This window comes from Aeromonas sp. MdU4 (assembly GCF_041929505.1).
Taxonomy (GTDB): Bacteria; Pseudomonadota; Gammaproteobacteria; order Enterobacterales; family Aeromonadaceae; genus Aeromonas.
On the sequence record NZ_JBHFMW010000021.1, the window covers coordinates 20,578 to 32,886 of the forward strand.

Consider the following 12,309-nt stretch of genomic DNA (forward strand, 5'->3'; position numbering starts at 1 on the left):
CAAAAAGGGGGGAGATTCTACCCCCTTATCCGGTATCAAGGCTATTGCTTCAGCTCTTTTTGTACCTGTGCAAACGACTTGGGCCAGGGCTGCCCTTTCAGCAACTCGGGAGATAGCTTGCGAATGGCGCTTTTGGCCTGAGCCAAGCCAGCATAATCTCCCTGCAACACCACATACCAGGGGCTCCCGCGGAACTTGGTCTGATAGACCCATACCTTGCCAGCCAAGCCATGCTCGGCAACAAACTGATCCACCGCCTTGGTGTTGCTCGCCCCCATCAGCTGGATGCTGTAGTGGTTGCGTGGTTTCTTGTTCAGGGTGGCAACCGGTGTCAGGTCAACCTTGGGGGCGGGCGCTGCAGCAGACTCGCTGTTAGCCGCTTTGGTGGTGGCGACCGCAGGCGTCGCAGTTGTCACCGGGCTCTGCGCCTTGGTGGTGCTGGCAGGCGCCGTGGTTGCAACGGCACCACTGGCGGGCACCTCGTTCGGACTCTTGCCGGTTATTTCATCCACCACATCGGTAGGCAGGGCGCCACTCACCTTGGGCTCGGTCATCAGCTTTTGCACGACCTCATCAGAGATCACCACACGACGCCCTTCGTAATTGGTTGACTCGGTGGTGACGGTTTCGCCCTCCACCGATTTCGGCAACACTTTCACATCTGGCTGCCAATCCTTCACTACCCCGTTGGGATTGCTGGCCACATCGCTGTTTTGCCCCCCTTGCGCAGTAGCATTGGCATTCGAGCCACCGGCGGTGAGAGGGTCTCCTCCAGCTACCGGAATAGGCAACGCAGTAGTCTGGGCCGGATCCTGCGGCGACGGTTTGCTGGCACCATCAAACAACGCAGGCAACAGGTAGCTCAGTGCCAGCAGAGCGCCAGCAACCAGGGCGATGAGGGTGGCAATCTTCTTGACAGGCAACTCCGCCTGACGCTTCTTGGGTCTTCTGTCGGTCATGATATCCTCCAGTAACTGCATGATGGTGGACGGATGTCCGTTCGCCGTTTTCAGGATCTCTTCCACTTGCGGCTTGGGCAAGAGGGTCGCCGGGATCTTGAGCTCTTTGGCTTTTTCATACAAGAAGATGCGCTGCTCGGGCGGGCTCAGTGGCGGCACTTCCAGCTCAAGGGCGGGCATGGCGCGCCCTTTCAATAGTGCTCGTTGACTGCGACACCAACCGTCACTGCCCGAAACAATAATGGCCAGTTGATGGGGAACAGCCAGGGTATCGTTTTGCCGGATGAGCGCCCAGAGTTCACCTGGCAACTCGGCAGGCAACTGGTCAGCGCGCTCGATAATCAGCAGCAGGGTGGCAGGCTTGCTCCCCTCCAGCATGCGAAAGAAACTGTCAGCCAACGCATCCTGTGGGTTGAACAGGGGGCGCGCCACCACCTGCGGCAACAACAATTGACGTACATCCACCATTTTCATGGCAGGTGTACCAATCAGGCTCACTACGCGCACTTTTTCCGGCAACTTGCCCAGTAGGGACTCACACAGAGTGCTGCGACCGCTACCGGCTTTTCCGGAGAGAAAAATAAAAGGATGGTTGAATTCAATCAGATGCAGCAGCCGGTCAACCAGCTGCCGCTGGGAAGGAAGGTTTAGCAGTTTATTCGTCACGACCAGACTCGATCACCGCCATCAATGCAGCATCGGAGACATCGGCAACCACTTGGGCATGCCCAATCCCGACAGGTAGTACCAGACGCAGTTTGCCTTCCAGCACCTTTTTATCCCTGCGCATATGGCGAATAAAGGCGGCAAAATCCATCTCTGCAGGCGCCTTGATCGGCAAATTGGCAGCCAACAGCAGAGCTCGAACCCGAGTGACGTCCGCTTCGCTCATATCGCCACGGGCCAATGCCGTATACGCAGCCAACATGGTACCAGCCGCCACAGCCTCGCCATGGAGCCAATTACCATAGCCTTGCTCGGCCTCGATGGCATGACCAAAGGTGTGACCCAGATTGAGCAGCGCACGGACACCGTGCTCGGTCTCATCTTGCCCGACCACATCGGCCTTGATCTCGCAGCAACGTTTAATGGCATAGGCCAGCGCGGCAGATTCCAGCTGTTGCAGACGCATCATGTTCTGCTCCAGCCAGCTGAAGAAATCAGCATCCCAAATGATGCCGTACTTGATCACCTCGGCCATTCCCGCAGCAAATTCGCGAGCAGGCAAGGTACTCAGACACTGAGTATCGATAACAACCTGCTTGGGCTGATAAAAAGCACCAATCATGTTCTTGCCGAGAGGATGGTTGACAGCGGTTTTACCACCGACAGAAGAGTCAACCTGGGAGAGCAGAGTGGTCGGGATCTGGATAAAAGGAATGCCACGTTGATAGCTTGCTGCCGCAAAGCCCACCACATCCCCGATCACACCGCCCCCCAGAGCGATCAGTGTGGTATCACGCCCATGGTTGGTTGCAAGCAGAGCAGACATGATCTGCTCATAGGTCGCCAGGTTTTTGTACGCTTCCCCATCCGGCAGGATCAGATGTTCAACCTGAAAACCGGAGAGTAGTGCTGTTACCCGTTCAAGATAGAGCGGAGCTACGACCGTGTTGGTCACGATCATCACCCGCTTGCCCTTGATGGTTGATGCCAGCACCTCTGGGTGCTGCAACAATCCGGCAGCTATCTCGATGGGATAGCTGCGTTCACCCAATTCGACCTTCAACCGTTCCATGGACGCCCTCTAGATTACATACCGATCAGCTTTACAATTTGATTGGCAACGATTTTTGCGCTCTGATCATCCGTCTGGATAACAAAGTCTGCCACTTCTTCATACAGGGCGTTGCGCTCTTGTGCCAGACGCTCGAGCACTTCACGCGGCGGCTCTTCGGTCTGTAGCAGAGGGCGGCGTTTGTCTCGCTGTGTGCGCGCCAGCTGCTTTTCAATAGTGGTTTCGAGGTAGACCACGATGCCACGAGCAGACAACTTGTTGCGGGTTTCGCGACTTTTGATGGCACCGCCACCGGTCGCCAGCACGATACCCTGCTGCTCTGACAATTCGCCGATCACCTTCTCTTCGCGAATCCGAAAACCTTCTTCGCCTTCAACATCGAACACCCAGCCGATATCAGCACCACTGCGGCGCTCTATCTCATGATCTGAGTCGAAAAACTCCATATGCAGTTGTTCTGCCAGATGTCTACCTATGGTGCTCTTGCCCGCACCCATGGGACCTATCAGGAAAATATTGCGTTTCTCAGCCATGTCTTTTCGTTAGTAATTACAAACTGTACGACCCCGATAAATACTGGACCGGGGTACCTATGAACCTTATCTTGCGATGGATCAGGAGGGGGATTATCTCAATAGATATCGGGACTGGCAACCGCAGCCCTCACGCCCCAGCCTCATTGGGGCGTAAGGTTATATGTGTTTTGCCCTCACATGTAAAGCATTCAAAAGGCGTCGGTGACTATCTTGGGCGTCACGAAAATCAGCAATTCCCGCTTTTTGTTCTCACTGGTGGTCTTGCGAAACAAGGCCCCCAATCCGGGAATATCGCCTAGCAACGGCACCTTGGTGACATCACTCTTGATAGTCTGTTGATAGATACCGCCGAGCACCAGCGTCTCGCCATTATTGACCAGCACCTGAGTGGTGATGGACTGGGCGTTGATGGAAACAGCATCACCAGTACCGGTCGGCACTGTTTCACCCTTGGTATCCTGGGTCACGGTCAGATCGAGAATAACCCGATTATCTGGCGTGATCTGTGGTGTCACTTTCAGGCTCAACACCGCTTTTTTGAAGGTGACCGAGGTCGCCCCGCTGGAAGAGGATTCCACATAGGGGATCTCGGTACCCTGCTCGATCAGCGCCGGTTTCTGGTTAGCCGTAGTCACCCGCGGACTGGCAATAATCTCGGCCTTGCTCTCTTTCTCCAGTGCCGACAGCTCGAGATCCAGCAAGGTACCATCTGCCAGACGAGCAACCTGAAATGCCAATGTACCTGCAGCATTGGTCACCGGCAGGTTGACGTTCAGACGATCATCGGCCGTCGGACGAGCCATCGTTGTATCAATGTTCTTCGTACCAGTAATTAAATTTCCATTACCTGAACTGTCATTCCCCTCAATAGAACCCGAAGTGCTATTGCCATGACCATCATTCTTGGTCACCCCCCAACGCACGCCAAGCGCCTCATCAAAACCGTCGTCGATAGTCACCATGCGTGCTTCAATGACGACCTGCTTGACCGGAATATCGAGGATATCCAGCATCCTCTTGATGCTGCTAATCACATCCGCCGTATCTTTGACCACCAACACGTTGGTACGCTCATCCACACTCACGGCCCCACGGGATGACAGCAGCTTGGTACTCTGGGACGATAGCAAGGCGGCCACTTCCGAGGCTTTGGCATAGTTGATCTGCAGATATTCGGTATAAAGCGGTGCCAGGTCAGCGACCTGATTGCGACTCTCCAGCTGCTGCTTCTCGCGAGTCGCGATCTCCTCTGCCGGAGCAACCAGCAGAATATTGTTGTCCAGTCGTTTATCCAACCCACGAACCTTCAAAATAATGTCTAGTGCCTGTTCCCAGGGCACCCCATCCAGCCGCAGCGTGATATTCCCCGCTACAGAGTCGGTGGTCACCAGATTGAGATTGTTGAAATCGGCGATCAACTGCAACACGGTTCGCACAGGAATATCCTGAAAGTTCAATGAAATCGGCTTTCCTTGGTACTGTTTGCCAGCCGTGGCTGCAGTGCGCTTTTTCACCTCGATAATGAAGAGCTTCTCAGCCTGATCGTAACGGTAATCAAACTGGCCATTGATCGACAATTCAAACAGGGTATCACTCCCCTGCCGGGATACCTCGACCTGAGATACCGGAGTCGCAAAATCCTGTACATTGATCAGATTAAGCAAGCCATCCGGTACACGAGTACCATGGAATTTTGCCAACACGGTTTGTCCACGGCTGCTCACATCAACAGCCGCCGAACTGTTGTCCAGCGTTACCAGAAATTCACCCTGGCCATCCTTGCCGCGACGAAAATCCACACCGGTAACCGAGTTGAAATAGGCACCATTGTTACCAGCACGACTCTGATAATCGTTGAGCACCGGTTTGGGGACCGCAGGAGCAGCAACCGGTGATGATACGGGAACTATCGGCATGGACTTGGCAACAACCTGGGAGTTGATGAGTGCCGATGGGGCAACAACAGGAACCGGGGAAGAACTAGTTGCTGTGGCCGCCGGAACGAGCAAGGCACTCTCCCCATTGATCAACGAAGACGATGCGCCCTCACCTAGAGAAACCAGCAACTTGCTGCCTTGCTGCTGAACCTGATAAGGCGCCAGCTGATCGAGGGCGATCTTGATATCCAAGCCAGCGCCCTTCCCTTCAACCTTGATATTGTCAACTCCCTGTTGCAGGATCGGCAACGGATTCACCTTCAGTGCCCCCACGGCACCAGGAACATGCAGTAAAAGCTGATTAGGTTGATAAGAGAGGCGATCGGTAAACCCGGTGACCGGTTCACTAAAACTAAGCTCCAGCTGCAACTGATCCGCCAGCAGCGGATTGACCTTTATCTCTTGCAAGGTTGCCACAGCCCATGCCTGGCTAAAGGCACTGGCGCAAAACAGCAAAGCCACTTTGGTTACACGATCGACGGTTGTTCTCATTGCTGTTCGTCCCTGATTATTGTTTTTCTTGCACATTGGCCATCGCCAGCTGGGTTTCTCTCGTTACCCAGCACCCCTTCCCGTCCGGAATGGTCTCCAGCAAATCCACTGCAGTGGCAGTAATCTTGATGACCCTGCCCTGATCAAGCCCCATATACTGGTTGAGGCCTACCCGCATCGACTGACCATCGGGGGTACGAACCAATGCCCACAACTGGCCTTTTTTACCTAACGACCCTTGCATGGACAGGCTGGCAAGCGGGTAGTTTTCCAACACCTCTTTCTCCCTGTCCATCACACTCTGAGCGCAGTCAGGCTTTAGCTTGGCACTGCTTTCAATCCCGGTACTCGCCTCTGGTTGCGGCATCATAAAAGGACTGCGCAGCTCTCGCTGCTGATAGTGCATGGGAGAAAAGGGCTTCAGCTCAGGTAAGGGTTCGATAGGAATAGGGGGTCTTGCCTTGGTCTGAGCAATATAAGTATCCATATCCTCCTGGCCACCACACGCCGCCAGCAGGAGAGCAGGGAACAACCAGCAGATACGTCTCATTGTTTCTGCTCCACTGTTTTACCGTTGTACTTATAAGTCTTGGCCAGCATCGACATCGAAATCAGGTCTCCCGCATCCTTGTTTTGACCCAGAGTAAAGGAATCCAGGATCACGATACGGGGCAAGGCCGCCATGTCAGCTGTGAACTTGCCAATCTCATGGTAATTTCCCACAACTTCGATCCGCATTGGCAACTCGGTCGAGAACTCGTGCTTGATCTCGGGCTCCCAGTTGATGCGATTGAGCTTCAGGCCGTTATCTGTTGCTATAAAGCTGATATCGTCCAATAAACCAGCCACCTCATGGGTATTTGGTAGCTGCTTGAGCTGGGTATCAACCATCTGCTCCAGTTTCACCATTTGTACCTTGTAAGCCCCCAGATTGGCCGCCAGCATCGCCTTGCTTTCAAACTGGGATTTTAACTCAGCCTCCTTGGCTGTCTCCTGGGTCAAATTAGTCAAGGAGTTGGCAATCACGTAGTAATAAATTGCACCACCAGTCAGTACACAGCAAAACAGGATAAATATTCCTTTGGCCCATTTTGGCCAGCTCGCAATGTTATTCAGATCAAGCTCATTGAGTTGCTGAAGGTTCATTTGCTCTCCTTGGCCACATCCCCTGCAGCCACGGCGTTATTGGCGATCAGGAACATCATGGAAAACTGGCTCAGCGAAACAGGCGCAACATCTGCGGCAAAAATAGTGCTGATCTTCGACTGGCCCAGCCAACCGGAGCCATCGATCCGGCGCATCATACTGGCCACCCGACCATACGCCTCGGTCTTGCCGTTCACATCGATAATGTTGTTCTGCATGGCGAGGGTATTGAGATAGACCCCGTTAGGCACCAGCGAAGGTAGCTGGTTGAATAAGCGAACGGGCACATTACGACGCATTTGCAGGTGTTCGATAAGCTGCATCCTGTCGATCAGCTCTTTGCGACGCTCCTTGAGCAAACGAATCTCACCCAATTGCGCATCGAGAATGGTCATCTCTTGTACCAACCGCTGATTGCGTTGCTGCTGGGCACCTATCTGACGTTCAACCAACCAGTCAGCAACAAAGCTCAATACCACAGTGACCAACACAAAAAGCCCCAGCAAGGCCCCAAATTGTTTCTTTTGTCGCAGGGATTTGGCTTCACGCCAAGGCAGGAGGTTTATATTTGACATGGTGTGAAACTCCTCAGAGCCAACCCAAAAGCGGTCATGTATTTCGCACCATGCACCAGCTCGACCTCACCTTTGGGTTTACCAAACAGCGCGAACAGATCCGGGTGTAACACCTCGCAATTGACCTCATCCTTGACCTGCACCAACAAGCCAGGCAGCAGACTGCCGCCTCCCGTCAACACCAGTTTTGATATTTCACGATAACCGGACGAGCTGCAAAAAAGCTGGATGTTGCGACGCACCTGCTGCAACAAGGCATTAATGTGGGGCATCAACACATCCAGTTCATGATCAACAGGCAGGGTACCTTTGGTCTTGGCTTGTTCTGCTTCATCCAGCGTCATGCCATAAAAAGAAGAGAGGGCCTGGCTATATTGATCGCCGCCAAAGTTCTGTAAACGGGAATAGATCACCTCCCCTTTAACTAAAGCCGCAAATGTCATGGCGCTGGCACCAATATCGATGACCCCGACAGGCCGTTCACTTTCCTTCACTTCTGGCAAGCAGGCCACCACGGCACGACCCAACGCATGAGCGCCGACATCGACGACCTTAACCGCGATCCCCGCCTCAGCCAGTGCACTAACCCTGCCATTGACGCTCTCTGTCCGTGCGGCACTCAGCAGGACATCCTGACGCTCCTCATTATTGCTGCTATTGCCCAAGACTTCGAAATCGAGACTCACTTCATCCAGGGGAAAAGGAATGATCTGTTCAGCCTCAAGCTGCACCTGATTTTCCAGCTCTTTCTCGCCAAGACGAGCATCAATTTGGATGACCTTGGTGATGACATTGGAACCGGTCACCGCTGTGGCAGCAAAATCACTGTTAACGGGAATGAGACGCTTGAGGGTTTTGAGAGATTGGCTGACGCGCTCGATATCTTGCAACTGATAATCTACCAGCGTCCCCTTCGGGGTAGCAATATCGGCAACAGCGTCAAGATGCAGTTTACCGGGACGTCCGCTAAGGGCGACGGCCTTGATGGTCTGACTACCAAAATCAATGCCCACCAGCGGGAGGAGGGATCCCTTGTTTAATAGCCCAAACATATACACATCCATGCGTTATTGGGTTTTCTTCCTGGATTGAGTGTAGGACACCCCATCAGAGGACGGCTTCATCCATCCTAAATGCTCCAACTATCAATGTCATAAAGTTTATACCGAAAAGTGACCCACCTCGCTTTCTTCCTCAAGGGCGAGAGCCTTGGTTATTGCGCACTGTAGTGCTAACCTCTCCCATCCTTTTCGGTGGGCAGCCCGCCACAGGAAAACCTCGAATTCCAGCTGGCAAAAGGGCTATACTCTGCGCCCGTTGGCTAATTTTAAGACGATTGGTAGTTCTTCCATGCTGAAATGGCTCGTTCGCCTGTTTATTGTCATGATGCTGGGTGCAGTGCTGGGTGTCGCCAGCCTCATCGGTATCTACTTTTATATCAAACCCCAACTGCCCGATGTCACAGCACTACGTGATGTCAAACTGGCGACCCCGATGCGGGTATACAGCCGGGATGGGGAGTTGATCGCCCAATATGGCGAAATTCGTCGCATACCGTTGCGTCTGGACGAAATTCCCCAATCCATGATCGATGCCGTACTGGCGACCGAAGATGCCCGTTTCTATGAACACCCGGGTATAGACCCGATTGGTATCATTCGGGCTGCCTCAGTCTGGGCAGTGTCCGGTCACGCTCGCCAGGGCGCCAGTACCATTACCCAGCAGGTTGCACGTAACTTCTTTCTGAGCAATGAAAAAACCATCGTCCGCAAGATAAAGGAAGTATTCCTGGCTTGGCGGATCGAGCAAAATCTCTCCAAAGACGAGATCCTAGAGCTTTACCTCAACAAGATCCCGCTTGGTTACCGCTCCTTCGGCATCGGTGCTGCCGCTCAGGTCTACTTCGGCAAAGAGGTGAAGGATCTGGGACTGGACGAGATCGCCATTATCGCCGGTCTGCCCAAAGCGCCATCCATGCTCAACCCGATCCGCTCCCCCGAGCGCGCCTTTGCTCGCCGCAATGTAGTACTGGGCCGGATGCTGGAAACCGGCAAGATCACCCAAGCCCAGTTTGACGAAGCATCCAAGATGCCGATCAAGGCTCGCTATCACGGCGCCGAAGTGACCCTGAACGCCCCCTATCTTGGCGAGATGGTTCGCCAGAAGATGGTGGAACAGTTCGGGGAAGATGCCTACACCATGGGTCTGCACGTCTACACTACGGTCTCTGCCGAACGTCAACGGGCAGCCAGACAAGCTCTGCTGGATGGGGTCTTTGCCTACGATATGCGCCACGGTTATCGCGGTCCGACCGCACAACTGTGGAAAGCGGGAGAAACCAGCTGGGATTACGAACAGATCCTCACCCATCTGAGTAATCAACCCACCTATGACCCACTGATAGCGGCTGTTGTCACCAAACTAGGCGACCGCAGCGCAACCTTGGTATTGAAAAATGGCAAGGAAGCCGAGCTGGGCTGGGACGGAATCAAATGGGCCCGCTCATTTATCACTGATGACCGTCAGAGTTATGCCCCGAAATCAGCGCGCGATGTACTGAAAGTCGGCGCCCAAATCTGGGTGCGGGAACAAGGTGAGTCGCTCCTGTTGGCCCAGATCCCGGACGTTAACGCCGCGCTGGTGGCCATGAACCCGAAAAATGGTGCATTGGAAGCGCTGGTCGGTGGTTTCAGCTTCGAACTGTCCAAATTCAACCGGGTGGATCAGGCGCGTCGTCAGATCGGTTCCAACATCAAGCCTTTCCTCTATGCCACCGCGCTGGAGCATGGCTATACCCTGGCATCGCTGATCAATGATGCCCCCATCAACCAGTGGGATCCGTCAAAAGGGCCCATGTGGCAGCCCAAGAACTCCCCTGCCGTCTATGACGGCCCGACTCCACTGCGCCTGGGTCTGGCCAAATCCAAAAACGTGATGTCGGTACGACTGATGCGCGCCATCGGTCTGGATACCTATATCGACGGTCTGACCCGCTTTGGTTTCCCCCGCGACTTCATCTCTCCCCATGAGTCGCTGGCGCTGGGAGCAGCCGAATTCACCCCTCTCGAGGTGGTGCGTGGTTACTCGGTGCTGGCCAACGGTGGCTTCCTGGTTACCCCGTACTTTATTGATAAAGTCACCGACAGCCTGGAAAACACCCTGTATCAGGCCAATCCTGCGATTGCGTGCACCACTTGTGAACAGCAAACCGTCGGACAAGAAACCCCATCGGCCGCGACACCGACTACAGAGGGTTCGGCGCAGAATGGCGTGCTGACGTCCACCACTCCGGCGATCGCCCCTCATACCATCAGTGCCCAGAGCTCATTCCTGATCACCGATACCCTGAGCACCGCGATCTGGGGTGGCAACGGCTGGCGCGGTACTGGCTGGCGTGCCGCCCGTGACCTCAAACGTCACGATATCTCCGGCAAAACCGGTACGACCAACGAATCCCGTGATGCCTGGTTCTCCGGCTATACCCCGGATATTGTGGCAACTTCCTGGATTGGTTTTGACAACCACCAACGTGGCTTGGGTCGTGCGGAATTTGGCGGTGGTGCAGCGCAACCTATCTGGATCGACTTCATGAAAGTTGCCTTGAAGAAGCTACCGGAGAACAAGATGCCGGTTCCCGAGGGGATTATGACGGTCAAAATCGACAGCGAAACCGGTCTGTTGTCTGCCGGTGGCGGCACCGACGAATACTTCAAGGAGGGGACCGAGCCAACCCGTTATGCCACCCCCAGCTCGGATGGCAATCAGGTCTATGGTGGGGACAATCCCGATGTGGAAGGGCCTGTCTCTACCGACGATATCTTCTAAGCTGCTCTCGCAGCAGAAAAAACCGGCAGCCTTGGCTGCCGGTTTTTTTATTAGGCCAACTGTTTGGTCATCAACGTAGCTATCGAGGCGGCCAGCTCGTTGAAACAGGGGCGACGCACCGAGTAGTGGCGATAGAGCAGCGAGATGGTCCGCCCAGGTACCGGATCGATGACAGGCCGATAGCTTACCCCACCCTCATCATGATCGGCAGGTACCGCCAATTGCGGGATCAAGGTCATACCACTGCCTGCTGCTACCATGTTGCGCAGGGTCTCAAGACTGGTGCCCTTGAAGCGTTGATCTTCACCGATACCACCGGCAAAACAGAACCCCATCGCCTGATCACGCAGACAGTGCCCATCGGCCAGCATCAACAGTTTTTTTCCCTTTAAATTGCCTAGCGGCACCTGCCTGGCCTTGGCTTCCGGATGATGACAAGGTACCGCCAGCCACATCGGCTCATGGTATAGCTGAATTGAACCAAACCCTTCCATGCCATCCATCTCGGCCAGGATGACACAATCCAGCTCTCCCTCCTCCAGCCTCTTCAACAAAGTCTGGGTCTGCTCCTCATAGAGATAGAACTCGAGCTGGGGAAAGCTTTCACGCAAAGTTTGAATAATTCGTGGCAACAGATAGGGGCCAACGGTCGGGATGAAACCAATGTGGATCTCCCCGGACATCGGCTCGGAGAAGTGCTGGCCAATGCCTTTCAGCTCACGCACCTCCTTGAGCACCCGACGCGCCTGATGAGCCATGGCATCACCCGCCGGAGTAAACAGCACCTTGCGGGAGGTGCGTTCGATAAGAATAACCCCAAGCTCATCCTCAAGTTTGCGCAGTTGACCACTCAGGGTTGGTTGGCTAACAAAACAGCGCTCGGCCGCCTTGCGAAAATGCTTTTCCTCATCCAGCGCCACCAAATATTCAAGATCGCGAAGATTCATACAGCAAGAGTCCTGCCAGGCAAACGGGTCATCAGCATGCACAATATCACCCTGTGGGACAAGCCATCTTCCAGACCTGATAACCCGCCAGCCACACCTCCAATAGAAAAAGCCCGATAACCTTGCGGCGATCGGGCTTGTCAGCTTAACGAAA

The 12,309-nt window shown here is 54.2% G+C and carries 10 protein-coding genes; 1 reads left to right on the forward strand and 9 read right to left on the reverse strand.

Annotated features, from left to right (window positions below; all coding sequences use genetic code 11):
• Nucleotides 1-41 precede the first annotated feature (41 nt).
• The 8 genes from ACE1BR_RS11020 to tapM form a co-directional block, all read right to left on the reverse strand.
• A complete protein-coding gene (locus tag ACE1BR_RS11020; protein WP_374870197.1) occupies nt 42-1,625 on the reverse strand; it encodes an SPOR domain-containing protein in 1,584 nt (527 codons plus the stop codon).
• Nucleotides 1,615-2,697 carry a 3-dehydroquinate synthase gene (aroB, locus tag ACE1BR_RS11025; protein ID WP_374870199.1) on the reverse strand — a complete coding sequence of 361 codons (1,083 nt, stop codon included), beginning with the start codon at nt 2,695-2,697 and terminating at the stop codon, nt 1,615-1,617. The genes ACE1BR_RS11020 and aroB overlap by 11 nt, the downstream gene beginning before the upstream one ends.
• 14 nt (nt 2,698-2,711) lie before the next feature.
• Entirely contained in the window at nt 2,712-3,230 is a 519-nt protein-coding gene (gene aroK, locus ACE1BR_RS11030) for a shikimate kinase AroK (RefSeq protein WP_033137564.1), read from the reverse strand.
• Between the two features lie 191 nt (nt 3,231-3,421).
• Nucleotides 3,422-5,662 (reverse strand): type IV pilus secretin PilQ, encoded by a 2,241-nt coding sequence (locus ACE1BR_RS11035; RefSeq protein ID WP_374870202.1) that lies wholly within the window; start codon nt 5,660-5,662, stop codon nt 3,422-3,424.
• A gap of 16 nt (nt 5,663-5,678) precedes the next feature.
• Nucleotides 5,679-6,212 carry a pilus assembly protein PilP gene (locus ACE1BR_RS11040; protein ID WP_374870204.1) on the reverse strand — a complete coding sequence of 178 codons (534 nt, stop codon included), beginning with the start codon at nt 6,210-6,212 and terminating at the stop codon, nt 5,679-5,681.
• The gene (gene tapO, locus ACE1BR_RS11045) at nt 6,209-6,808 is read right to left on the reverse strand and encodes a PilO family type IV pilus biogenesis protein TapO (RefSeq protein ID WP_374870205.1); all 600 of its coding nucleotides are present in this window, start codon (nt 6,806-6,808) and stop codon (nt 6,209-6,211) included. Before tapO ends, ACE1BR_RS11040 begins: the two co-directional genes overlap by 4 nt.
• On the reverse strand, nt 6,805-7,383 hold the full coding sequence (gene tapN / locus ACE1BR_RS11050) for a PilN family type IV pilus biogenesis protein TapN (RefSeq protein ID WP_374870207.1): 579 nt from the start codon (nt 7,381-7,383) through the stop codon (nt 6,805-6,807). The genes tapO and tapN overlap by 4 nt, the downstream gene beginning before the upstream one ends.
• Nucleotides 7,371-8,435, reverse strand: coding sequence for a PilM family type IVa pilus assembly protein TapM (gene tapM / locus ACE1BR_RS11055; RefSeq protein WP_374870208.1), 1,065 nt, complete (start codon nt 8,433-8,435; stop codon nt 7,371-7,373). The genes tapN and tapM overlap by 13 nt, the downstream gene beginning before the upstream one ends.
• Nucleotides 8,436-8,733: 298 nt before the next feature.
• Here tapM and ACE1BR_RS11060 point away from each other — a divergent pair, with 298 nt between their 5' ends.
• On the forward strand, nt 8,734-11,208 hold the full coding sequence (locus ACE1BR_RS11060) for a penicillin-binding protein 1A (protein WP_374870210.1): 2,475 nt from the start codon (nt 8,734-8,736) through the stop codon (nt 11,206-11,208).
• Nucleotides 11,209-11,258: 50 nt separating this feature from the next.
• On the opposite strand, the gene oxyR is transcribed toward ACE1BR_RS11060, so the two are convergent.
• Complete coding sequence (oxyR, locus tag ACE1BR_RS11065; RefSeq protein ID WP_374870212.1) at nt 11,259-12,155, reverse strand: DNA-binding transcriptional regulator OxyR; 897 nt, start codon at nt 12,153-12,155, stop codon at nt 11,259-11,261.
• Nucleotides 12,156-12,309 lie beyond the last annotated feature (154 nt).